Source organism: Pseudomonas sp. 13B_3.2_Bac1, from assembly GCF_025466205.1.
GTDB classification, from domain to species: Bacteria; Pseudomonadota; Gammaproteobacteria; order Pseudomonadales; family Pseudomonadaceae; genus Aquipseudomonas; species Aquipseudomonas fluorescens_H.
This window is the reverse complement of sequence record NZ_JANLOG010000032.1, coordinates 16030-40660: the sequence shown is the minus strand read 5'-3', so window position 1 is coordinate 40660 and position 24631 is coordinate 16030. Positions and strand designations below refer to the sequence as shown.

Below are 24631 nucleotides of genomic sequence, written 5' to 3'. Positions count from 1 at the left end.
AGCGGAGTGTCAGTGACAAATCACTAACTGACAGGACGCCTTCGCGAGCAAGCTCGCTCCCACAGAGGATCAGAGTGTTCTTCAGTGCAAATCCAGCCATTGCCGTTATCATGTCGCCCATTCCGAGCGCCCGGCGCTTCTTTCCCTGGACAGTGAACACCTACATGCACACCCTTGCTCAATTGCGCGCCGGCGAGTTGTCGGGCATTACCCGGCTTGATCTGTCTTGCGGTCTGACCGAGTTTCCCCGCGAGATTTTCGAGCTGGCCGACACGCTGGAGGTACTCAACCTCAGCGGCAATGCCTTGAGCAGCCTGCCCGACGACCTGCATCGCCTGACCCGAATGCGCATTCTGTTCTGCTCGGACAACCACTTCACCGAGGTACCAGCCTGTGTCGGCCAATGCACGGCGCTGACGATGATCGGCTTCAAGGCCAACCGCATCAGCCACGTGCCGGGCGCAGCACTGCCGCCGCTGCTGCGCTGGTTGATCCTGACCGACAACTGCATCGAAACCCTGCCGACCGAACTGGGTGAGCGTCCTTACCTGCAAAAACTGCTGCTGGCCGGCAATCGCCTGCAAACGCTGCCGGCCTCCATGAGCCAATGTCACCGTCTGGAGCTGATCCGCATCGCCGCCAACCGCTTGCGCGAACTGCCGCAATGGTTGCTGACCCTGCCAAGCCTGACCTGGCTGGCCTATGCCGGTAATCCGCTGGAAACCGAAGCCGACGCCGCCGCGCTGGAAGCCACGCCGCTGATCGACTGGTCGGCGCTGCGTCTGGAGCAACGCTTGGGCGAAGGCGCTTCGGGGGTGATTTCCCGGGCATTGTGGCAGCGCGCCGACGGCTCGCAGGTGCCGGTCGCAGTGAAGCTCTATAAAGGTGAAATGACCAGCGACGGGTCGCCGCTGCACGAGATGAACGCCTGCATCACCGCCGGCCTGCACCCGAACCTGATTCGCGTGGAGGGCCGCATTCACGATCATCCTGACGGCCAACATGGCCTGGTGATGCAACTGATCGATCCGAGCTTCCGTAACCTCGCGGCATTGCCAAGCCTGGCCAGTTGCTCGCGGGATGTGTATGCCGAGGATTGCCGGTTCAGTGCAGAGGTGGCGTTGAACATTGCCCAAGGCATCGCTTCGGCGGCTGAACACCTGCATCAACAGGGCATCACCCACGGCGATCTCTACGGCCACAACATTCTGTTGAACGATCAGGGCGATTGCTTGCTGGGGGATTTCGGCGCGGCGTCGTTCCATGCCACCACCGACAACCTGGAAACCCGGGCGCTGCAACGCATCGAAGTGCGGGCGTTCGGGATTCTGCTCGGGGAATTGCTGGCGCGCATCGACTCAGGGTTGAGCGATGAGCGGCGCGAGCGGCTGCAAGCGCTGGAACAGCGTTGCTGTCAGCCGGATGTGCTGGCGCGACCGGGGTTCAGCGAAGTGATCGAGGTGCTGGAAAAGCTTTAACTGACGCAAATCCTGTGGCGAGGGCACTTGCTCCCGCTGGACGGCAAAGCCGTCCCAAAAACAACGACTGCTGCGCAGCCGAGCGGGAGCAAGCTCCCTCGCCACAGTTATCTTTGCAACAGATCAGCCCGCCAGACCAACAAACATGTCCTGCACATCGTCATGGTTGTCGAGGCCTTCCAGGAACGCTTCAACTTCAGCCATCTGCTCGGCACTCAGGCCGCTGACCGGGTTCTTCGGCTGGTAGCCGAGTTTGGCCGACAGCACAGTGAAACCTTGCTCAGGCAGGGCCTTCTGTACCGCGTCGAGGTCGGTCGGATCGGTCAGGAACAGGGTCGCGCCCTCTTCGCCCGGTTCGAAGTCCTGGGCACCGGCCTCAATCGCGGCCATTTCCGGATCGGCGTCCGGAGTGTCCGGCGCAGCTTCGATCATGCCGACGTGGTTGAAATCCCAGGCCACCGAACCGGAAGCACCCAGTTGGCCCTTACGGAAGGCCACGCGAATTTCTGCGACGGTGCGGTTGATGTTGTCGGTGACGCACTCGACGATCAACGGAACCTGATGCGGCGCGAAACCTTCGTACGTCACGCGGTGGTACTGCACGGTTTCGCCCAGCAGGCCGGCGCCTTTCTTGATGGCGCGGTCCAGGGTTTCCTTGGGCATCGAAGCTTTCTTGGCCTGTTCGACCACCAGACGCAGGTGTGCGTTGGTGGCGGTATCGGCACCGTTGCGGGCAGCGATGGTGATTTCTTTCACCAGTTTGCCGAAGATCTTGCCCTTGGCGTTGGCTGCCGCTTCTTTGTGTTTAACCTTCCACTGTGCGCCCATTACTCACTCTCTTGATCTGTGGCGCCGAGACATCTATTGGCCGACGCGTGGCGCCAAGTTTATACGGCCTAAAGTTGGCAATCGACCAAAAATATTCATTGTTGAATCGACATCTTCACCACACCTTGTAGGGCGATTCTGAAAACCACACTAGCCATGACCATTCGTGCTCGCGTTTTCGTACCCTCTGCCGTCCGTATTGCCCCACAGAGCCCGTACGAATGCTCAATGACAAGGAAAGCCCTTTCACCCTGACCCTGAGTGACGGCCAACTGTGCCTGCCGGTGCTGCGTTTCAGCGGCAAGGAGGCACTGAATCAGCCTTTTCGTTTCGAGATTGACGTGATCGGCCTGGCCCCCGCCCTGCCGCCGGGAAGCCTGCTGCGCCAACCGGCGTTCCTGCGTCTGGGCGTCGATCACGGGATTCATGGCCTGATCCACAGCGTAAGTTGCGAACATCGCGCCAGCCACCGTATCGGCTACCGGCTGACGCTGGTCCCGCATCTGCTGAGTCTGGAGCAGTCGCCGCGGCGCCGGGTCTTCGTGCAAGCGAGTGTGCCGGCGATCCTCGCGCAATTGCTCGGCGAACATGAACTGCCGCCGGACAGTTACCGGATCGAGATGAGCGTCGGCCAATACCCACCAAGGGAATTTTGCCTTCAGTTCGAGGAAAGCGACCTGGCCTTCATGCAACGGCTGTGTGAGGAGGAAGGCATTCACTATCACTTCGAACATCGCCCGCAGGGGCATGTCGTGGTGTTTGCCGATGACAACCTGAGCCTGCCGCAGGAACCATTGCCCGTGCCGTTTGCCGTGACCGACGACACGCCGTCACCGCGCATCAGCACCCTGCTGCAACGCCATGACGCGACACCGGTCATGGCCGCGCACAGCATTCGCAACCGGGGCCAGGAGATCAGCGCCGCAGACGCGGCCAACCACCCCGTGCCCGCGCTCACACCGTTGAACCTGTCGGGCGAACAGCGCCACGCCGAACAACGCAGCCGTCGCCACCTGCAACGCCAGCGCTGCCAGTCGCGCACGATCCGGGGCTGCTGCGATTGCAGCGCACTGCGCAGCGGCCATCTGTTGCAGATCAGCGGGCACCCGATCAATGCCTTCAACGAACAATGGCTGATCACCGAACTGCACCATCAAGGCCAGCACCCTTCGATTCTTGATCCGACTACGGGTGTGCATCGCTATCAAAACGACTTTACTGCCCTGCCTTGGTCGAGCGATTTCCGCCCGCCTCTGGCACAGCCACGTCCGAACATCGGCGGCTATCACCTGGCGCAAGTGCTGGGATCGCCCGGCCAGCCAGCGCCACTGGACGATCGCGGGCGCATCGGCGTCAGCCTCTGGCCGGCGCAGACCGCTGAGTCTGCATGCCTGTGGCTGCCGATCGCGCTGACCGGCGCCGGCCAACTCGCCGCCCACCAGCTACCCCGCGCCGGCAGTGAGGTGTGGGTGAGCTTCCTCGACAGCGACCCGGATCGACCGATCCTCTGCCTCGCCAACCCGCGGCCCGCGCCACCGCGCGAAACGTCGCCACCGCGCGACAGCAGCCTGTTGCTCGATTGGCTGCTCCATGGCGCCGATCCGTAAGCGCCGCAGACATTGGAATTGAGTACAGCGGCCGGAACCTGGTTGGCTGGGAGGGCGCTATCGCGAGCAGTCTCACTCCTACAGTTGGAATAAGTGTGGTCAGTTAGAGAATGGTCGGCTGTCAGGCCGCCATCGCCAGCAGGCTGGCTCCTACAGCTCAGAGAGCGTGCCCCGCATGCGGCGAAGCCGCCCCACTTAACACAATGAGCGTTAGCTCGAGTAAAGCTTTTGATCTCAGGGCCCGTCGGCAGGCTGAGTGGAGGGATTTATCCGGGGGTGGGAGCGCAGCGACCGTTTGGCGCAGCCAAACACAGCGAGAGGAGGTGCAGCGAAGCAAACCGTAGGCGCTGCCCCCCGGATGAATCCCGGAGCGAAGGAACCCGAGCCCAGGCGAGGGCCGAACGTCAGGGCATAGACCTTTTGGTTACTTTTGGGGCGTTTGCCAAAAGTGACCCGCCGTAAGGGCGGAACCATAGGAGGCCGTTACCGCAGCAACGGATATGCCCCCATAAATCAAAGCCCCCCAATCATCCCTTGTCAGCCTTCCCCGCCGCCGCCGCAAACCTCGCCAACCGCACATCCAGATGCCGCGGCCGCCGCCCATGATCCTCAGCCCGCTCCTTGCGCCGAATCGCATTACGCACCATCAACGACCCCAGATACCGAATCGGCTCCGGCGGAAAATACCCCAACGGCCCATTCACCAATGGCGAACGGGTCCAAGGGTTATCAAGCCCCTGCACCAACGAGGCAAGAATCTGCCCGCCCATGTGACACGGCCCGACACCACTGCCGGAATATCCAAAGCCATAAAACACATTGCCACTGGCACTCATCTGCCCAAAAAACGGCAACCCGGTCACCGAGCGATCCGACGGCCCATTCCACGTCGCATCGACCTTGACCTCGGTAAACGCCGGAAAAAACTCCCCAAGGCTGCGCTTGAGCAAATCCGCATAAGGCGACGGCTGATCGAACACCGGCAACATCCGCCCACCAAAAGCGAAGGTGTTACCCCCCTTGCCAAGCATGATCCGGCCGTCCGGCGTGTTGTGGTAGTAGTGCACGAAAATCCGCGAATCGAGCACCGTGACGCCGCTGGTCAAACCGATGTCCTGCAGCAGATCGGGGCGCGGCTCGGTGATCAGCATGTCGCTGGAAACAATCGCCACGCTACGCTCGAACTGCGGAAACGCCCGGGCCATCCACGCGTTCATCGCCAGTACCACCCGGTCAGCAATCACACTGCCGCCGGCGGTGTGAATACGCGCTGGGCGCCCTTCTTCCAGGCCGGTCATCGCAGTGTTTTCATGGATCTTCACGCCCAGTTGCAACGCCACCCGGCGCAGGCCGCGCACCAGCTTGCCCGGTTGCACACTGGCAGCTGCCGGCGAGAACCAGCCCTCCAGATGCTTGCCGGAACCGGCCATGCGCTGCACATCGGCCACCGGGCGCTGGGTGAATGAGTTGATGCCCTGCCCCTCCAGCGCCGCGATCACTGCGTCGGTCGAGCCGACCTGCGCCTTGTTTGTAGCGGTGTACAGCGTGCCGTCGAGGCGGTAATCGGCCTCGACGCCGTACTGTTCGCAGAACGCGCCGATGGCGTGGATGCTGCGCTCGGATTCCTTGACCAGACGTACCGCCTCCTCGACGCCGAACAGCCGCTCGAGGGTGAAATACTTGGCTGACCACGACAACGCACAACCGCCGTTGCGCCCGCTGGCACCGGCGCCGCAGATGTCGGCTTCGATCAGCAGCACGTCGAGTTCAGGGTTCTGCTGCTTGAGCATGATCGCCGTCCACAACCCGGTGTAGCCGCCGCCGACGATGCACACGTCAGTGCGTACTTCGCCTTGCAGCGGTGGGCACGTTGCGGATGGATCGGCCTGCAAGGCCTGTTCGAGCCAAAACGGTCGCATGGGATTCTCCAGTCAGATGGCCACGACACAGCCTGCCGCGAGCGCCGCAGCAGGCCGCGAGGCAAGGGTTTTCAGTTACGCAGGGGTTTGATGGTCAGCGGGCAATTGGGGATGGACGCGCGCGGTTCCATCACCCCGACCGGGCGGCTGTTCCAGTGCGGAATCAGCACCAGCGCCGAGAACAATGCGCAGCCGGCGAAGACGATGAACACCGTCACCGAATCGAAGTAACCCGGCAGCAATCCGCCGAGCACTGCGCCGACCGAGCCGCAACCGTTGACGAAACCGGCCGCGGTGGCACCGGCCTTAGCCTTGCCAAAGTCGATCGCCGCCGCGCCGCTGATCATCGAGTCCGGTCCGTACAGGGTCAGACCCATGACAAACAGCAGCGCCACCACCAGCATCACGCTGCCGGTGTGCAACGCGCCCATGAACAGCGCTAGGGTCACGGTCAGCGCCAGCAGGCTGAGGACGCAGGCTGGCATGCGCCGGGCGCCGAACAGTTTGTCCGAGGCCATGCCGATCATGATCGGCCCGAGCAGACCGGCCAGTTCGAACGAGGTGGGAATGATCGCCGCGCCGACCTTGCCGACACTGGGCATCTGTTCGAAGACAATCACCGGGCCCCACAGCAGAATCGCGTAGCGCGCCGGTTTCAGCATGAAATACGCCAGGCCCAGCACCAGCACCGTGCGGTTGCGCAGGATTTCCTTCAACGGCTCCCAGACGCTGAGTTTGCTGTTGGCTTCGGTCTCTGCCGCACTCAATTCCGGCTCCGGCTCCACCGCTGGCAAGCCGACGTCTTCCGGTTTGTTGCGCTGGAATATAAAGAACAGCACCGCCACCGCCGCCACTACCGCCGCACTGGAAATGAACGCGGCGTGCCAGGTGCCCATCAGCGTATACGCCCACCAGCCGGCAAACGGCGAGGCCACCAGACCGCCAAACGCGTAGCAGGAACTCCACAGACCGAGTACCCGCCCACGCTGTTCGGCCGGGAAGAAACTGCCGAGGTTCTTGCACAGCCCCGACCAGCCGGTGGATTGCGCCAGGCCCTGAATCAGCATGCAGGTGGCGAAAATCGGCAGCGTGGCGAAGCTGCCCATCACCAGTGCCGCACCCGCGGAAATCAACAGCCCGCCGAGCACCACAACCCTTGGGCCAAAGCGGTCGGCGAGCATGCCCCAGGTGAATTGGCCGATGGCGTAGGCCGCCAGATAGATCGCATCGAGGTTGGCCATGGCCATCTTGTCGAGCATGAACGTCGGGTCTTCGGCGATGCCCAGTTTGGCCACCGAAAACGCTTTGCGGGTGAAATAGAAAGCGGCGTACGCGAGCCAGGTGATAGCGAAAATCTGCATGCGCCAACGCGCAATGGTGCCGATGTGCTTGTTCATTGTGGTTCTGACCTCAGGATGTGAGTGTGCCGGCAGAATCGTTAAGTAAACGCCTGTGTTTTTTATTGTTGAGCACTGCGCCAGCGCCCCATCCCTAATGGCGATAGCGGTCAGATGAGTCCTGTTCTTGCACGCACAGGCTCATCGCCAACCCTGCTGTCCGTACAGACAGGCAGCGATGGCGTGAGCGGATCAAAGCAATTACTGTTTAATAAATAAAATCGATTTATCGTATTTCACACATAAGCTCAGCTTGTTACTGGAGGCTGCATGTCGGTGTCCCACGCCCAGCTCAAAGCCTTTCACGCCGTGGCTGTCCACGGAAGCTTCACCAAAGCCGCCGAACGGCTTTTTCTCACACAACCGGCGATTTCCGACCAGGTGCGCAAACTCGAGGAACGCTTTGGCGTGTTGCTGTTTCACCGCAACAAGCGTTCGGTGCGCCTGACCGATCTCGGTGAGCGTCTGCTGGCGATTACCCAACGGCTGTTTGTGATTGAGGCTGAAGCACAGGAGTTGCTGCAGGATTCCCGGGCCTTGCAAACCGGCAGCCTGATTCTGGCAGTGGATGCGCCGGTGCATGTGCTGCCGCAGATCGCGCGGTTTTGCGAGCGCTACCCGGGGATCAGCGTGAAGATCGAAACCGGCAACACCGATGAATCGCTGTTTCGCCTGTTCAACTATCAGGCCGATCTGGCGCTGCTCGGGCGCGATGTCACTGATGAGCGCCTGCTGTGCGTGCCACTGCGCAACGACCCGATGGTGGCGTTCGTTTCGCGCCATCACCCGTGGGCCGAGCGTGAGTCGATCTGCCTGGCCGATCTCGACGACACGCCGCTGGTGCTGCGCGAACACGGCTCGGTGACCCGGCAGACCCTGGAAGAAGAAATGGCCCGCGCCGGGTTCCGTATTCGCCCGGCGATTCAGGTCGAGGGCCGGGAAGCCGCGCGTGAGGCGGTGGTGGTGGGAATTGGTGTGGGGGTGGTGTCGGCAGCGGAGTTTGGCGCGGATTCGCGAGTCTGCGCGTTGCCGATTACCGATTGCACCCGGCGATTGACCGAGACGCTGGTGTGCTTGCGTGAGCAGAGTTCGCGGCGGGTGGTGGCGACGTTTCTCGATATGGTGCGCGAGAGTCTTGCGTAAACAGGTCTGGCCCCTTCGCGAGCAAGCTCGCTCCCACAGGGTTCTCGGTCGTTCACACATTATGTACACGCCACAATACCTGTGGGAGCGAGCTTGCTCGCGAATGACGCGCCGCGAATTGTCAGACTGTCGTCAGACCAAAGAACGCCTGAATCAAGCGCAATTCCCGCCGCCGCTCCATGCACCCGATCATGTGCCGATTGACCAACCCGTCCCCGACAATCGGAATCGCCACCACCCGCGGGTCATGGCTGACCTCCACCGACGACACCACACCCACCCCGAGTTCCGCCGCCACCGCTTCGGTCACCGCCTCGCGACTGTCCAGCTCCAGCAACACTCGCGGATGCACCGCCGCCTGCGTGCAGGCCTGATCAAAGGTGCGCCGGGTGATCGAACTCGGCTCGCGCAGCACCATGATCACCTGATCCAGCTCCTTGAGCTTTACTTCGCCGGCACGCTGCGCCCACGCATGCCCGGCGGGCACCAGCGCGCAGATCCTCGATTCGCTCAAGGCTTGCAGATGCAGGCCCTTGCGCGGTTCGACCTCGGTCAGCACCGCCACGTCCGCATGCTCGGATAGCAGCGCGGCGAGGGTTTCCTGCGCATTGCCCAGGCGCAGATTCACCGTGATCCCCGGATAACGTGCGCGCAGGCTGGCGAGCATCGGCATGACCATGTGCGGCCCGTCCGCCGCCACCTCCAGACGCCCGGTGAGCAACTGGCGGTTGGCCTCAAGCATGGTCTGCGCTTCTTCGGCCAGACCGAACATGGCGCGGGTGATCGCCGCCAGTTTGGTGCCCTCCTCGGTCAGCTCCACCCGGCGTGCCGTACGGCGCAACAAGGTGATCTGGTAGTGCTCCTCCAGCGCTTTGATATGCCCGGTGACCGCCGGCTGGCTGATAAACAAGCGTGCGGCGGCGCGAGTGAAGCTGCCTTCCCGGGCCACGGCGTCGAAGGCACGCAGCTGGAACAGATTCATGAATAACCCTCACTGATGGCTGGCATAACAACAAACAATTTGATTGATGCAACGCCGAATTGCAACGTATGCCCCGTAGCTTCATCCCACAGCGCTTTCGCGAGGACACACGAATGAGTACTGCCGCCCCCATCCTGCTCACTCCCGGCCCGTTGACCACCTCGGCGCGCACCCGCCAGGCAATGATGGTCGACTGGGGGTCATGGGATGACCGCTTCAATCAACTGACCGCCAGCCTCTGCGAGCAACTGCTGGCGATCCTCAACGGCGCCACCACTCACCACTGCGTGCCGTTGCAGGGCAGCGGCACCTTCGCCGTCGAAGCTGCCATCGGTACCCTGGTGCCGCGTGACGGTAAAGTCCTGGTGCTGATCAACGGCGCCTACGGCAAGCGTCTGGCAAAGATCTGCGAAGTGCTCGGCCGCTCGTTCAGCACCTTTGAGACTGCCGAAGACGAACCGACTACCGCCGCCGACGTCGATCGTCTGCTGCGCGCCGACGGCGACATCACCCACGTTGCGCTGATTCACTGCGAAACCAGCACCGGCATCCTCAACCCGTTGCCGGAGATCGCTGACGTCGTTGCGCAACACGGCAAGCGCTTGATCATCGACGCCATGAGCTCGTTCGGCGCACTGCCGGTGGACGCGCAAAGAGTGCCGTTCGACGCACTGATCGCCGCCTCCGGCAAGTGTCTGGAGGGCGTGCCGGGAATGGGTTTCGTCTTTGCTCGCAAAGAATCACTGGCCGCAGCCGCCGGCAATTCGCACTCGCTGGCGATGGACCTGTACGACCAGCACAGCTACATGCAGAAGACCGGCCAGTGGCGCTTCACCCCGCCGACCCATGTGGTCGCGGCGCTGCACGAAGCGCTGCTGCAATACAACGAAGAAGGTGGTCTCCCCGCTCGCCATGCGCGCTACGCCGCCAACTGCCAGGCGCTGATGGAAGAGACGGGCAAGCTCGGGCTGCGCAGCTTTCTGCCGGCGGCGATCCAGGCACCGATCATCGCCACCTTCCATGCCCCGCAAGACCCGCGCTACCAGTTCAAGGACTTCTACGAACGGGTCAAGGCCAAGGGTTACATCCTCTACCCCGGCAAGCTGACCCAAGTCGAAACCTTCCGCGTCGGCTGCATCGGCCACGTCAGCCCGGACGAAATGCGCCAGGCCGTCGCGGCAGTGGGTGAAGTGCTGCGCGAGATGGAAGTCCTCGAGATCTGAACAACACCCCAATCCCCCTGTGGGAGCGGGCTTGCTCGCGAAAGCGGTTGAACATTCAACATTAATGTCGACTGACACAACGCCTTCGCGAGCAAGCCCGCTCCCACAGTTTTGAACCGTATTGCCAACTCAGGAATTGATTGCCATGAACTACACCAACCCAAGCAAACTGCAAGCCGCCATCCTCGACTGGGCTGGCACCGTGGTCGATTTCGGCTCGTTCGCGCCAACCCAGATCTTCGTCGAAGCCTTCGCCGAATTCGACGTGCAGGTGTCCATCGAAGAGGCCCGCGGCCCGATGGGCATGGGCAAGTGGGACCACATCCGCACCCTGTGCGATCAGCCGCAAGTGGCCGAGCGTTATCGCAAAGCGTTCGGCCGCACGCCGACCGATGACGACGTCACCGCCATCTACAACCGCTTCATGCCACTGCAGATCGAGAAGATCGCCGAACACTCGGCACTTATCCCCGGCGCACTGGACACCATCGCCAACCTGCGCCAGCAAGGGATCAAGATCGGCTCCTGCTCCGGCTACCCGAAACAGGTGATGGACAAGGTCGTGGCGCTGGCCGCCAGCAACGGCTACGTCGCCGACCACGTGGTGGCCACCGACGAAGTGCCAAATGGCCGTCCGTGGCCGGCCCAGGCCCTGGCCAACGTGATCGCCCTGGGCATCGACGACGTCGGCGCCTGCGTGAAGATCGATGACACCGTGCCGGGCATCCTCGAAGGCCGTCGCGCCGGGATGTGGACTGTGGCGCTGATCTGCTCGGGCAACGCGCTGGGCCTGGATTACGCGGGCTACCGTGCACTGGGTAGCGACGAACTGGCCAGTGAACGCAAACGCATTCACGCGCTGTTCGCCGATTCGCGTCCGCACTACATGATCGACACCATCAGCGACCTGCCGGAAGTGATTGCCGATATCAACAAGCGCCTGGCCAACGGTGAAATGCCACAATCGAGCTGATCGCCGCTGCGTTAAAAGAAAAAACGCCAGTGTCTTCGTGACACTGGCGTTTTTTTATGAAAAAGCAGCACAACACCTGATTCAGCGCATTAAAAGACCGATCAGCATCAGGCAAATCCGTCAAAGCGGATTACAGTTAAAGCATGCCGTCGCACAAGAACGGCACGCAGTGACCCTGATCCGTGAGGAAATACCGTATGCCGTGGACAAGTTCCGAATCCCGCTACAGCACCGTGTCCGTGCTGCTGCACTGGCTGATGCTGGTCCTGTTGATCCTGGTATATGCCAGCATGGAGTTGCGCGGGATCTTTCCCAAGGGCAGTGGCGGCCGCACGCTGATTCGCGAAGTGCATTACATGCTTGGCCTGACCGTGTTCGTGCTGGTGTGGTTTCGTCTTGTAGCCCGCAGCATCGGCCCGGCACCGAAAATCTTCCCGGCGTCCCCCCAATGGCAGACCTTGCTGGCGCGGGTGATGCACTGGCTGTTGTACCTGTTCATGATCAGCATGCCGATCCTCGGCTGGCTGATCACCAGCGCCGAGGGGCATCAGGTGATGTTCTACGGCTTCGATCTGCCACTGCTGGTCAATGAAGACAAGGCTTTCGCCAAGCAGGTGGAACACTGGCACGTGTTGATCGGCAACATCGGCTACTGGCTGATCGGCCTGCATGCGCTGGCGGGGCTGTATCACCATTATGTGGTCGGCGATAACACCCTGTTGCGGATGATGCCCAAGCGCGCGGAACGCTGAGGCCCAGTTTTGACCATGCCTTGTGGTGAGGGAGCTTGCTCCCGCTGGGCTGCGCAGCAGACCCAAATTCTGAAAATGCGGACAGTCAGGCAGAGCGATGTCGCTGGACTTGCGACGGCTGCGCCGCCGAGCGGGAGCAAGCTCCCTCGCCACATAAGTTCAACTGCAGGAACTGAATCCGCGGCGCCCCTGCAAGCCGCCGGTATGCACGAAGATCAGCCGCGTGCCGTGCTCGAACCTGCCCGCTTCAACCTGCTGCTTCAGCGCCAATAACGCCTTGCCGGTGTACAGCGGCTCCAGCGGAACGCCACTACTGCGCTCAGTGCTGTCGATGAATTCAAGCAACTGCGCATCAACCTTGGCAAAACCACCCCGGCTCGCGTCGAACAGCGCGTAGTCCACCGCAACCCGCCCCGCCTCCTGAACAATCGCCTCAACCTGCGGCGCCACGCCATGGTCCTCCGGCACCGCCAGCGCACCGTACACCGGATGCTCTCCCGCCTCGGCGAGCACCAGCCCTGCCAACGTCGTCCCGGTGCCGCAGGCCAGCCACCAGCCGTGATAATCGCTCCAGCTCAATCCGGCCAATTGCGCGTTGACCTGCGCCTTCAGCGCCGCACAACCGAGCGCCCCGGGCAATCCGCCGCCGCCCTCCGGCACCGCATGAAAGTCCGGATACTGTGTCTGCCACGGCTGCCAGAACCCCGGCGCATGCCGATCCCGATAGCCGCCAAACCCCAGCCAGTGCAGTTGCATGCCGAACGCCTGCAAATCCGCAACCGTAGGTGTCTGCTGCGGATGCCCGCGCAACAGGCCGACTGTTTTGAAGCCCAGACGTTTGCCCGCCGCTGCGAGCGCATGCAGATGATTGGAATGCGCGCCACCAAGACTGATGATGCCTCGCGCCCCGGCGCGATCGGCGGCCTTGAGGTGCTCAACGAGTTTGAACCACTTGTTGCCACTGATCAGCGGGTCGATCCGGTCCAGACGCAGGATGGCGACCTCGATACCGGCGGTGCTGAGCCAGTCGAGCTGAAGTCGTTCGAGGGGGGCTTGGGGTAGCCAGTTGGCGGGAGGGAGAAGCATGGCCGAATGATCATTCTGGATTGAGCCGGCATTCTAATCGCTCACAGGACGCCATCGCGAGCAGGCTCACTCCTACAGGATCCGCGCCATCCATAAATTCTGCGAACACCACAAATCTACTGTGGGAGCGGGCTTGCTCGCGAAGGCGTCGTGTCAGTCGACATGTGTATTGGCTGACACTCCGCTTTCGCGAGCAAGCCCGCTCCCACATTGGAGATTTGTGGGGCTTAGAGTTCAGCAGCCAGACGCGACCCCTGATTGATCGCGCGCTTGGCATCCAGCTCCGCTGCCACATCGGCGCCGCCGATCAGGTGCACGTTCTGCCCCGCCGCCACCAGACCGTCCTGCAGCTCACGCAGCGGATCCTGGCCGGCGCAGATCACGATGTTGTCCACTGCCAGCACTTGCGGCTCGCCGGTTTCGCCGATACGGATGTGCAGGCCTTCGTCGTCGATCTTCAGGTATTCGACGCTGTTGAGCATCTGCACCTGCTTGTTCTTCAGGCCAGTGCGGTGAATCCAGCCGGTGGTCTTGCCCAGACCGTCGCCGACCTTGGTTTTCTTGCGCTGCAACAGGAACACTTCACGGGCCGGTGCATGCGGCGCCGCTTTGATCCCGGCCACGCCACCACGGGCTTCCAGATTCGTGTCGATGCCCCACTCTTTCCAGAACGCGGTGCGATCCAGACTGGTGGCCACGCCTTGGTGGACAAGGAATTCCGAGACGTCGAAACCGATACCGCCCGCACCGATCACCGCCACGCGTTTGCCCACCGGTTTGCGCTCGAGGATCACGTTCAGGTAGCTCAGCACCTTGGCATTTTCGACACCCGGAATCGCCGGCACACGTGGCGCGATGCCGGTGGCGAGGATGATTTCGTCGTAACCGCCCTCGACCAGTTTCGCCACGTCAACGCGAGTGTTCAGGCACACCTCGACATGGGTGGTCTGCAGCTTGCGCTTGAAGTAGCGCAGGGTTTCGAAGAACTCTTCCTTGCCCGGCACACGCTTGGCGATGTTGAACTGGCCACCGATTTCGCTGGCCGAATCAAACAACGTCACCTGGTGCCCGCGCTCGGCGGCCACGGTCGCGGCGGACAGACCGGCAGGGCCGGCACCGACCACCGCGATCTTCTTGATCTGCTGCACCGGCAGGTAGTTGAGCTCGGTTTCGTGGCAGGCACGCGGGTTGACCAGGCAACTGGTGAGCTTGCCGCCGAAGGTGTGATCGAGGCACGCCTGGTTGCAACCGATGCAGGTGTTGATTTCATCGGCGCGACCTTCCGCGGCCTTGTTGACGAAGTCCGGATCGGCGAGGAACGGCCGGGCCATCGAGACCATGTCGGCATCGCCTTCAGCGAGGATCTGCTCGGCGATTTCCGGGGTGTTGATGCGGTTGGTGGTAATCAGCGGAATGCTCACCGAACCACGCAGTTTGGCGGTGACCTTGCTGAACGCGGCGCGCGGCACTTTGGTGGCGATGGTCGGGATGCGTGCTTCGTGCCAGCCGATGCCGGTGTTGATGATGGTCGCGCCGGCCTGCTCGATGGCTTTGGCCAGGGTCACGATTTCTTCCCAACTGCTGCCGCCCTCGACCAGATCGAGCATCGACAGGCGGAAAATGATGATGAAGTTCGGGCCCACCGCTTCACGTACACGACGGACGATTTCCACCGGCAGGCGCATGCGGTTTTCGTAGCTGCCACCCCAGCGGTCGGTACGGTGGTTGGTGTGCGCGGCGAGGAACTGGTTAATGAAATAACCTTCCGAGCCCATGATTTCCACGCCGTCGTACTCGGCGCTCTGCGCCAGTACCGAACAGGTGACGAAATCGCTGATCTGTTTCTCGATGCCTTCCTCATCCAGCTCTTTGGGCTTGAACGGGTTGATCGGTGCCTGAATCGCACTCGGCGCGACCTGTTTCGGGCTGTAGGCATAACGCCCGGCGTGGAGGATCTGCATGCAGATCTTGCCGCCCGCCTCATGCACCGCGCGGGTGACGATGCGGTGCTTGAGCGCTTCTTCCTCGGTGGTCAGTTTGGCTGCGCCGGAGTACACGCCGCCCTCGTCGTTCGGGCCGATACCGCCGGTGACCATCAGGCCGACACCACCCCGGGCGCGCTCGGCGAAGTACGCCGCCATGCGTTCGAAGCCGCCCGGTTTTTCTTCGAGGCCAGTGTGCATCGAACCCATCAGGGTGCGGTTGCGCAGCGTGGTGAATCCCAGGTCCAGCGGGGCCAACAGGTGCGGGTAATGGGCGGTCATCGGTAACTCCACAACGAGCGATCACGGAAATTGCGGGAGCTCTGCGTCCCCCGTCAGTCATGTTCGACAGACTAAGAGTCGCACTGCTGTCACTCAATGACCGAAACTGACAACTTATTGATCCAAATGCGCAGCGCCCCTTGGCAAGCGCCGGCATGCGCCCTACCCTAGGTGCCACACCCTGTACCCGGCTGTTGTTGGTTTTCATGCGCAAACTTCTGTACCTGTTTTTCTCCATGGCCATCGTTGCCGCCCTGACCACCTACGCCATGTGGGCGGCGGACCGGCCGGCGGGCCATTACCTGTCGGACCTGCGCATCAAACTGGCGGTCGATCAGGGCACCCCAGCTGATCGAGGCAACCTGCTGGGCATCCAGCCGGAACTGTTCCCTACCGACTACCAGAGCCCCGAGCGCCTGCACCGCAAACTCGCGTCTTATCTGCAGCAGGCGCAGGATCAGGGGCTGCTGAACGAAAAAACCGTGGTGGTGCTGCCCGAGCATGTCGGTACCTGGCTGATGATCAGCGGCGAAAAAGACGAGCTGTACCAGGCGCCGACTCTCGTCGAAGCGATGAACTGGCTGGCGGCGAGCAATCCGCTGCTATTTGCTCGCGCCTGGCTCACTGCCAAGGGCGAAAATCGCCTCGACGACGCGCACCTGCGCATGAAGTCCAAAGCCATGGCCAAGGATTACCAGGCGCTGTTCGGCGGGCTGGCCAAGGAATTCCACGTGACCTTGGTGGCCGGTTCTATCGTCTTGCCCGAACCGAGCATCCGCGAAGGCCAGCTCAAACCCGGCAGCGGCGCGCTGTTCAACAGTAGCGTGGTGTTCGGCCGTGATGGTGTGCCGCTGGGCCAGCCACAGCGGCAGATGCACCCGATTTTCGAACAGCGCGACGTGATCAATAGCGAAGACGAGCATGCGATCAACGTGATCGAGACCCCGGCCGGGCGTCTGGGTGTGCTGATCGGCAGCGACAGCTGGTACCCCGACAACTATCGCCGACTCGACGAGCAAGGCGCGCAACTGGTGGCGGTGCCCGCCTTCGTCGTCGGTCACGATGCCTGGAATCAGCCGTGGGCCGGCTACAAGGGTTCGAGCACACCGGGTTCGGTCAGCCTCAAACCCGGGGAAATCAGTGAAGGTCAGGCCTGGCATCGCCTGACGCTGACCGCGCAGCCGCCGAGCAGTCGCGCGATTGCTGGGATGAGTGTGTTCCTGCGCGGCCAGTTCTGGGACAAGCCCGGTTCGGGACAAAGCTTCCTCAGCAGCAACGGCCAGCAATTCGCCGATGGCGAAGCCCGTGGCGCGCGTCTGCTGAACATCTGGTTGTAACCCATGAAACCAATGCCGATGCGCCTTGGGGATCTGTCGGTTGGCTTCGTCCACAGCCTTGCCGATGCCGTGCGCAGCCATGGCGTCGACCCGCAACCGCTGCTGGAACAATACGGACTGGACGCCGCTCGACTGGCCGAGGCCGGCGCGCGGCTGTCGATCCCGCGCTACATGCGTCTGGGGCACAGCGCGATTCAGTTGACCGGCGACCCGGCTCTGGGCCTGCGCATGGGCCAGCTCAGTCGTTTGAGTCAGGCAGGACTCGCCGGGGTCACCGCCGCTCAGGCGCCGACCGTGCGCGAGGCCGCCCGTTGCCTGATCCGCTTCGAGCCGTTGTACGGTTCCAACTATCGCGGCCAGTCGAGTTTTCATGAAGACGCGAATGGCGCCTGGCTGCGCTTCTATTCGATCAGCCCGTACAACGCCTATAACCGCTTTGTGGTGGATTCAATCATCGCTGGCTGGCTGCATCAGCTGTCCAGCGTCGGCCGCGAGCAACTGCGAGCGGAACGCATCGAAATCGAATTTGACGAGCCAACCTATCGCGACGCCTACAGCGTTCTGGGCGACTGCCCGCTGCAGTTCGGCGCCGAACGCAATCAACTGCGCTTAAGCCTCACCAGCCTCGCTCAGCGCAACCCGGAGCACTGCCCGAGCACCTGGAAGCATTTGCTCGCGTTGTGCGAACGGGAGCTGGAGCAATTGACCCGCACCCGCAGTCTGCGTGAACGCATCACTCAGCTGTTGGGGCCGTTGCTCAATGGTGGCCGGGAACCCGACCTGGAAGAAGTGGCGGCGCGTCTGAAGCTGCCGACCTGGACGTTGCGGCGCAAACTGGCCGAGGAAGGCACGCAGTTTCGCGCGATCCTCAATGACACCCGCCGTGATCTGGCGATGACCTACATCCGCGACACCGAACTGGCGTTCGGCGAAATTGCCTACCTGCTGGGCTTTGCTTCAGCCGAGGCGTTTCAGCGCGCTTTCAAACGCTGGAGCGGTCAGACCCCTGGCGAGTTTCGCCGCAGTCACCGCAAAACCGCCTGACGCCTTACAGCTCGGTGGCGTCTTCTGCCGGTTCTGGCTGATCGAGTTCAAAGGCCTGGTATTCGAGCAGTTCTTCTTGATAGTCATCCATCGTGTCATCCCCCTGCTGCTCGCTTGAAAAATAGCCCGGTCAAATAACCAATGCTTCGAGCATAACGTGCCCGTGTGAAGGAAAAGTGAAACCCTTCCTTCATGAAATAAAACGTAGCAGGTGGTCAGGAATTTATCGCGGGATTTTTGTCGGGGGAATGTAACGAGAGTTGAGTACACCACAAAACAAATGTGGGAGCAGGCTTGCTCGCGAAGCCGGAGTGTCAATCAACATATACATTGACTGACACTCCGCTTTCGCGAGCAAGCCCGCTCCCACAGGAGGGCTGCGCGCAGCTTATTGCATCGCCGGAATCGGCTCGGACGGCGGCGGGATATTGGTCGGGTTGGCCGGCGGCGTGATCGTTTCGGTAGCCGGAGCAGGTTCAGCACTCGGTGCCGGGGTGATCGGCGCGGGCTCGGCAGGCGGCACCACAGGTTCGGAACCCACTGGCGTCGGTGCAACCGGGGCCGGCGCTGGGGTCGCTGCTGGGGCTGCCGGCGCCGTGGTCTGGGCTGGCTCGACAATCCCGGCTGGCGGCGGCGCAGGCGTTGTCTCTACCGCCGGTGCCGGGGTAGCCGGGGTTGCCGGCGCTACAGCGGCAGGCTTCGGCTCCGGCACGCCGAGGTCGGTCTTGGGTTTTTCTTCGATGTGCGCGGCTTTCTTCGCATCCGCCGGCAGGAACAGTTCGACCAGGGTGAAGAATCGCTCGTAGAACTTCTGCGAGGTCACGGTCTCACTGGCGACCTTGACCATCGAATCATCGGAGGAACCGATCGGCATCGACACCGAACCCAACACGCCGACTCCGAGGCTGGCGGAGTTGTTGGTCTTCTTCAGCGCGTAGCGATCCTGCAAGGCGTTGGCGAACACTGTGGCATGGTGCTTGGCACTGCCATCTTCGGCGCAGACCACGTTGAAGCTGATCTCCAGGTGGGTTTCACCGGTCTGCTGGAAGCTCTTGTGGCCACTGACCAGTTTCGGGTCACTGCTGGTGATGATGTAGCCCTGGCTGAGCAGCGCACGACGGGCCGCCTCGCAACTGGCGACATCGGCAACCGGGTAATTGCGAGAATACGTACCGGAATCGTCGAAATTCTCATGCTCATAGATCGGCTTGTCTTTCGAACAGCCGGCCACAGCGGTCAACAACAGCGCCAACCCAACGACACGCATGGGAGTTGAAATCAACATTAAACATCCTGAGGGAAAACGGTCCGGGGCGTATTGTGCAACAGATCGCGGCCCCGCGGCGCACGGATTAGTGTCTTAAAACAGTTACAACTTTACCGAGGATGAGCGTCGGGAAAAAGCCGCGTCGATAAATGATCGATAAATACCCGCAATTTGGCGGTTGCATGGCGGCTCGACGGCCACAACACCCAGAACTGACCGACGTGTTGCAGATGAGCATCCAGCACCCGTTGCAAGCGCCCCTGCGCCACCGCCTCATGGGTCATGAAGTCCGGCAGGCAGGCGATGCCCATGCCGGCAATGGCTGCATGGCTGACGGCTTCGATAGAGGTGCTGACCAGTCGGGTCGGCAGACGCGCTTCAGGTGCGCTTTCCTCGCGGATCAACGGCCACGGTTCCAGTTTGCCGGTGGCGTGAAAGGTATGCCGCAAACAGGCGTGATCCGCCAGATCGGCTGGGATCTGCGGCATGCCACGTTGCTGCAGATACAGCGGGCTCGCCACCAGCACCATGTGAAAATCACCCAAGGGCCGCGCCATCAGCCGTGAATCCCGAGGCTTGCCGGTGCGAATCACTGCGTCGAAGCCCTCCTCGACCACATCGACCATGCGATCGGTCAGGTCCAGATCCAGCTCGATCTGCGGGTACAGCGCCATGAACTCGTTCATCACCGGCATCACCAGTCCATGCACCTGCGGCAGGCTGATACGCAACTTGCCATGGGGTTGCGACGCGGAATTGCACAGTTCGAACTCGGCGGCTTCCACCTCGGCGAGAATCTTGCGACAGCGCTCGAGGAACAGCGCACCCTCGCTGGTCAGGGTGATGCTGCGAGTCGTGCGATGAAACAGCCGCACGCCAAGTCGCGCCTCCAGCCGCGCGATACTTTTGCCGACCGCCGAAGACGACACGCCCTGCAGCCGCCCCGCTTCGGTAAAACTGCGGGTCTCGGCAACCTGCACAAACACCGAAATACTGCCCAGGCTGTCCATTCCACTCCTCCCATTCACGACATCCGTGTCCGATATGTTCGGAACCGTAACCCATTTTTCTCCAATGCGCAGCGCCCTAGCCTATGGCCTTCATCCCCTTCGGCACATGGACGCTGAATCATGAACGACGCACAACTCACCTCACCAGGCCTCGACAATGCACTTGAAGAACCCGAACGCTTGCCCCTCGGCGCCCTGCTGGCCCTGGCCACCGCCGGCTTCATCACCGTGCTGACCGAAGCCATGCCCGCCGGCCTGCTCCCACAGATGAGCGCTGGGCTGAATGTCTCGCAAGCGCTGATCGGCCAACTGGTCACGCTGTACGCCATTGGTTCGATGCTCGCCGCCATTCCGCTGACCATCGCCACCCGCAGCTGGCGCCGGCGCCCATTGTTGCTGTCAGCCATCGGCGGCTTCGCCATCGCCAACAGCATCACCGCCCTGTCAGAGCTGTACTGGCTGACCTTGATCGCACGACTGCTGGCCGGGGTCTTCGCCGGGTTGCTCTGGGCATTGCTGGCAGGCTATGCCAGCCGCATGGTTGCGCCCCACCTGCAAGGCCGGGCCATCACCGTCGCCATGCTGGGCGCGCCGCTTGCACTGTCGCTGGGCATCCCGGCGGGAACGTTGCTCGGCACGATGGTTGGCTGGCGCCTGAGCTTCGCGATCATGACCGCACTGACGCTGCTGCTGGTGGCCTGGGTGCGCTGGCAAGTGCCGGACTTCCCCGGCGAGCGCGTAGGAAAACAACTGCCCCTGCGTCAGGTCTTCACCCTGCCCGGCGTGCGACCGGTACTGTTTGTGACCCTGTCCTACGTGGTTGCTCACAACCTGCTGTACACCTACATCGCGCCGTTCCTGCAACCGTCGGGGCTTGGCGGCGATATCGACCGCGTGCTGCTGGTATTTGGCCTGGCGTCGGTGCTGAGCCTGTGGATCGTCGGCAGCCTGATCGACCACTGGCTGCGCGAGCTGGTGCTGATCAGCACGCTGCTGTTCATGCTCTCCGCCATCGCCTTGGGCCTGTGGCGAGAATCGGCGACCGTGGTGTACATCGCCGTCGCCGTGTGGGGCCTGGCGTTCGGTGCGATGCCTTCGCTGCTGCAGACAGCTTCGGCGAAAACCGCTGGAGAGGCTGCTGATACGGCGCAGTCGATGCTGGTAACGCTGTGGAATGTCGGGATCGCCGGCGGCGGACTGGTGGGGGGATTACTGCTGGGGAATCTGGGGGTTGGCGCGTTTCCATGGATTGTTGTGGGGTTGCTGGTTTTGACTTTGTATGCGGCGCTCAGGGCGCGGGGGAATGGGTTGGCTTGATTGGGACTGTGAGGGAGTGGGTGGCTGCTAGGCTGCCTTCGCGAGCAAGCCCGCTCCCACAGTGGGGCCGAGTACATCAGTAAGAGGTTGGTCGGCTGTCAGGCCGCCTTCGCCAGCAGGCTGGCTGGCTCCTACAGTTTAGAAAGCGTGCCCCGCATGCGGCGAAGCCGCCCCACTCAAATGGCCGAGTGTCAGCTCGCCGAAAGCTCTTGATCTTGCCGTGCCGGCCCCATCGGCAGGCTGAGTGGAGGGATTTATCCGGGGGTGGGAGCGCAGCGACCGTTCGACGCAGTCGAACACATCGAGAGGAGGTGCAGCGAAGCAAACCGGAGGCGATGCCCCCGGATGAATCCCGGAGCGAAGGAACCCGAGCCTAAGCGAGGGCCGAACGCAGGGGCCCAGACTTTTGGTTACTTTGGGGCGTTTGCCAAAGTGACTCGCCGTAAGGGCGAAACCGCCAGCCGCAGCACCCGAAGCAACGGATATACACCCAAATCCCAACCATAAAAAAAAGCCCCGACCATAAGGTCAGGGCTTTCCTGCTACCACTCAGTCAAACATCAATACCGCTTGATATCAGCCTGGCTTTCCAACTGCTTACGGAACGCCGCAAAGTCCTGCTGGCCTTCACGCGACGCGAGGAAGCGACGGTACTGAGCCTTCTCTTCCTCAGTCGGCGCCACCGCCTCGTTGACACCATTCAGACGCACAATCATCAGACTGCCGTCCTGCAAGGTCACGCTGGTGAACGTCGGTTTGTCCTTGGCCGCCGGTTTCGGCATGCGGAACAACGCCTGCAGCACAGTCGGATCAATGCCTTCCTGAGCACGGGTCGCCGCCGTCACAACCTTCCAGCTCAGGCCATCAACCGCCTTGTCCAGCGGAGTCTTGCCATCACGCAGACTGGCGATCAACTGTTCAGCCTTGGTCTTGGCCGCAGCGCTGGCATGCTCTTTGGTCAGCTGGGCACGAATAGCAGTGTTGACAGCTTCCAGCGGCAGTTGCTCAGGCTTCAGGTGTTCCTTGGCGCGCAGCACGACCACAGTTTCCGGATCCAGCTCGATGCCGGTGCTGTTGGCATTTTCTTCCAGCACTTCCTGGCTGAATGCAGCGGCCACCACAGCACGGTTGGCCGCGATGCCTTCGCCACCTTCGCGGCCGAATGGCTTGGAGGTGTGCACAGTCAGTTTCAGATCTGCCGCAGGCTGGGCCAGGTCAGACGCTTCGAACGCCGAGTCTTCCAGTTGCTTGGTCGCCTCGACGAAACGCTGCTCGACCTGTTGGGTCTTCAGCTCGCGGGTCAGCTTGTCTTTCAGGCTGGCCAGGGTCGGGACTTCCGGCGCTTCAACACCCAGCAGCTTGATCAGGTGGTAACCGAAATCGGTACGCACCGGCTCGGACACCTGGTCCTTGTTCAACGAGTACAGGGCTTTTTCGAAGGCTGGGTCATAGACGCCAGGACCTGCGAAACCGAGGTCACCGCCATTGTTGGCCGAACCCGGGTCCTGCGAGAACTCCTTGGCCAGCGCTTCGAATTTCTCGCCCTTGGCCAGACGCGCCTGGACTTCTTCGATCTTCGCCTTGGCCTGAGCGTCGGTCGTCTTGTCGTTGACTTCGATCAGGATATGCGCCGCGCGACGCTGCTCCGACAGGTTGGCGATCTCTTTCTGATACGCCGCCTGCAGGTCTTCGTCCTTGACCGCAACCTGGTCAAAGAACGAGGACTTCTTCAGCTCGACGTAGTCGACAACCACCTGCTCAGGAGTCATGAACTCCTTGGCGTGCTCGTCGTAGTAAGCCTTGACCTCATCGTCGGTCAACTTGACCGCGGCCGGATCGGCCTTGACGTTCAACGAAGCGAAGTCGCGGGTCTGTTTTTCCAGACGGGCGAATGCCAGCACTTCGGCGTCGGTGACGAAGCCGCTGCCGGCAACACCGGCGCGCAACTGACCAATCAGCATTTCCTGAGCCAGCATCTGGCGGAATTGCATACGGGAGTAGCCCAGTTGACGGATCACCTGGTCGAAGCGCTCGGAGCTGAACTTGCCGTCCACCTGGAATTCAGGGGTCTGCAGGATCACCTGATCCAGTGCGCCTTCGGAGAAAGCGAATTTCGATTGTTCTGCGCCTTGCAGCAGCAGCTTGCGATCGATCAGGCCCTTGAGGGCCGACTCGCGGAGCATTTTTTCGTCAAGCAAGGAAGCATCGAAGTCCTTGCCCAGCTGTTGCATCAACTGGCGACGTTGCATGTCAACGGCCTGGCTCAGCTCGTTCTGGCTGATTTCTTCACCATTGACCTTGGCCGCATCGTTGGAGTGCGTAGTGGCCTTGAAAATGGCATCGAAACCGGTCAAAGCCATCAGTGCAACGATGACCCCGATAATGGTCTTGGCAATCCAGCCTTGTGAATTGTCCCTGATATTCTGCAGCATGCGTCCCCCAGAAACGGTTGAACTTCAAAAATTAGGCAACCGTGGAGCGTGGGTAGAATCCGGATAGAAGAAAGGCGCATCCGAGGATGCGCCTTCTCGTAACTGGCGGAGCGGACAGGGCTCGAACCCTCGATCCCGGCTTAACAGGCGGCTGTTCCAGCGACCTGCTCTACCGCTCCGCTGCCAAGTCAGGCTTGACCCCGACCCGGATGGGTAAAAACCTGAAACAAACTAACTTAGTTGACAGCTTCTTTCAGTGCTTTACCGGCTTTGAAACCTGGCTTTTTAGCAGCAGCGATTTGCAGCGTCTTGCCGGTCTGTGGGTTACGACCAACGCGAGCTGGACGATCAGTCACGGAGAAAGTGCCGAAACCAACCAGAACAACGGAGTCGCCAGCCTTGAGAGCGCCAGTGACGGATTCGATTACAGCGTCCAGCGCACGGCCAGCAGCAGCTTTCGGGATATCAGCGGATGCAGCGATAGCATCAATCAGTTCCGACTTGTTCACTCTAAGTCCCCTTATATCTATTTTGAGATGATTCTAAGTTTTTTGGTGAAAGCAAAAACAGTG

19 protein-coding genes are annotated in these 24631 nt (G+C 61.7%); 9 read left to right on the top strand and 10 right to left on the bottom strand.

Annotated elements, in window-relative coordinates:
* Positions 1-164: 164 nt before the first annotated feature.
* A complete protein-coding gene (locus NTD85_RS05070) occupies positions 165-1478 on the top strand; it encodes a protein kinase (RefSeq protein WP_103521613.1) in 1314 nt (437 codons plus the stop codon).
* 123 nt (positions 1479-1601) lie between these two features.
* Here the strand turns inward: NTD85_RS05070 and NTD85_RS05065 are convergent, their stop codons facing one another.
* Complete coding sequence (locus NTD85_RS05065) at positions 1602-2306, bottom strand: YebC/PmpR family DNA-binding transcriptional regulator (RefSeq protein ID WP_003223660.1); 705 nt, start codon at positions 2304-2306, stop codon at positions 1602-1604.
* Positions 2307-2527: 221 nt separating this feature from the next.
* On the opposite strand from NTD85_RS05065, the gene NTD85_RS05060 reads away from it, so the two are divergent.
* On the top strand, positions 2528-3913 hold the full coding sequence (locus NTD85_RS05060; RefSeq protein ID WP_262141584.1) for a type VI secretion system Vgr family protein: 1386 nt from the start codon (positions 2528-2530) through the stop codon (positions 3911-3913).
* 527 nt (positions 3914-4440) lie between these two features.
* Here the strand turns inward: NTD85_RS05060 and NTD85_RS05055 are convergent.
* Both NTD85_RS05055 and NTD85_RS05050 read right to left on the bottom strand, forming a co-directional pair.
* Positions 4441-5832, bottom strand: coding sequence for an FAD-dependent oxidoreductase (locus tag NTD85_RS05055; RefSeq protein WP_262141583.1), 1392 nt, complete (start codon positions 5830-5832; stop codon positions 4441-4443).
* 71 nt (positions 5833-5903) lie between these two features.
* Positions 5904-7229 carry an MFS transporter gene (locus NTD85_RS05050; protein ID WP_103521220.1) on the bottom strand — a complete coding sequence of 442 codons (1326 nt, stop codon included), beginning with the start codon at positions 7227-7229 and terminating at the stop codon, positions 5904-5906.
* A 270-nt stretch (positions 7230-7499) separates the two neighbouring features.
* On the opposite strand from NTD85_RS05050, the gene NTD85_RS05045 reads away from it, so the two are divergent.
* Positions 7500-8372 carry a LysR family transcriptional regulator gene (locus NTD85_RS05045; RefSeq protein WP_103486580.1) on the top strand — a complete coding sequence of 291 codons (873 nt, stop codon included), beginning with the start codon at positions 7500-7502 and terminating at the stop codon, positions 8370-8372.
* Between the two features lie 121 nt (positions 8373-8493).
* Here the strand turns inward: NTD85_RS05045 and NTD85_RS05040 are convergent, their stop codons facing one another.
* A complete protein-coding gene (locus tag NTD85_RS05040) occupies positions 8494-9354 on the bottom strand; it encodes a LysR substrate-binding domain-containing protein (protein ID WP_262141582.1) in 861 nt (286 codons plus the stop codon).
* Positions 9355-9467: 113 nt separating this feature from the next.
* Here NTD85_RS05040 and NTD85_RS05035 point away from each other — a divergent pair, with 113 nt between their 5' ends.
* The 3 genes from NTD85_RS05035 (at position 9468) to NTD85_RS05025 (ending at position 12302) form a co-directional block, all read left to right on the top strand.
* Complete coding sequence (locus tag NTD85_RS05035; RefSeq protein WP_262141581.1) at positions 9468-10577, top strand: 2-aminoethylphosphonate--pyruvate transaminase; 1110 nt, start codon at positions 9468-9470, stop codon at positions 10575-10577.
* A gap of 145 nt (positions 10578-10722) precedes the next feature.
* Complete coding sequence (gene phnX / locus NTD85_RS05030) at positions 10723-11550, top strand: phosphonoacetaldehyde hydrolase (RefSeq protein WP_262141579.1); 828 nt, start codon at positions 10723-10725, stop codon at positions 11548-11550.
* 197 nt (positions 11551-11747) lie between these two features.
* A complete protein-coding gene (locus tag NTD85_RS05025) occupies positions 11748-12302 on the top strand; it encodes a cytochrome b (RefSeq protein ID WP_262141577.1) in 555 nt (184 codons plus the stop codon).
* A gap of 159 nt (positions 12303-12461) precedes the next feature.
* Here NTD85_RS05025 and NTD85_RS05020 read toward each other — a convergent pair whose 3' ends face one another.
* Positions 12462-13388: a 1-aminocyclopropane-1-carboxylate deaminase/D-cysteine desulfhydrase gene (locus tag NTD85_RS05020; RefSeq protein ID WP_262141576.1), complete on the bottom strand. Its 927-nt coding sequence runs from the start codon at positions 13386-13388 to the stop codon at positions 12462-12464.
* A 227-nt stretch (positions 13389-13615) separates the two neighbouring features.
* Entirely contained in the window at positions 13616-15652 is a 2037-nt protein-coding gene (locus NTD85_RS05015; RefSeq protein WP_262141575.1) for an FAD-dependent oxidoreductase, read from the bottom strand.
* A 206-nt stretch (positions 15653-15858) separates the two neighbouring features.
* On the opposite strand from NTD85_RS05015, the gene NTD85_RS05010 reads away from it, so the two are divergent.
* Together NTD85_RS05010 and NTD85_RS05005 are read left to right on the top strand one after the other, a co-directional pair.
* Positions 15859-16989, top strand: coding sequence for a nitrilase-related carbon-nitrogen hydrolase (locus tag NTD85_RS05010; RefSeq protein ID WP_262141574.1), 1131 nt, complete (start codon positions 15859-15861; stop codon positions 16987-16989).
* A gap of 3 nt (positions 16990-16992) precedes the next feature.
* Complete coding sequence (locus NTD85_RS05005; protein ID WP_103486572.1) at positions 16993-18033, top strand: AraC family transcriptional regulator; 1041 nt, start codon at positions 16993-16995, stop codon at positions 18031-18033.
* 388 nt (positions 18034-18421) lie between these two features.
* Here the strand turns inward: NTD85_RS05005 and NTD85_RS05000 are convergent, their stop codons facing one another.
* Entirely contained in the window at positions 18422-19318 is an 897-nt protein-coding gene (locus tag NTD85_RS05000; protein WP_201138176.1) for a DUF2242 domain-containing protein, read from the bottom strand.
* A 92-nt stretch (positions 19319-19410) separates the two neighbouring features.
* The gene (locus NTD85_RS04995) at positions 19411-20310 is read right to left on the bottom strand and encodes a LysR family transcriptional regulator (RefSeq protein WP_262141573.1); all 900 of its coding nucleotides are present in this window, start codon (positions 20308-20310) and stop codon (positions 19411-19413) included.
* Positions 20311-20430: 120 nt separating this feature from the next.
* Between NTD85_RS04995 and NTD85_RS04990 the strand changes: the two genes are divergently transcribed.
* Entirely contained in the window at positions 20431-21627 is a 1197-nt protein-coding gene (locus tag NTD85_RS04990; protein WP_262141572.1) for an MFS transporter, read from the top strand.
* A gap of 560 nt (positions 21628-22187) precedes the next feature.
* On the opposite strand, the gene NTD85_RS04985 is transcribed toward NTD85_RS04990, so the two are convergent.
* A complete protein-coding gene (locus NTD85_RS04985; RefSeq protein ID WP_262141571.1) occupies positions 22188-24059 on the bottom strand; it encodes a SurA N-terminal domain-containing protein in 1872 nt (623 codons plus the stop codon).
* Positions 24060-24295: 236 nt separating this feature from the next.
* The gene (locus NTD85_RS04980; RefSeq protein WP_008077714.1) at positions 24296-24568 is read right to left on the bottom strand and encodes an HU family DNA-binding protein; all 273 of its coding nucleotides are present in this window, start codon (positions 24566-24568) and stop codon (positions 24296-24298) included.
* Positions 24569-24631: the final 63 nt, after the last annotated feature.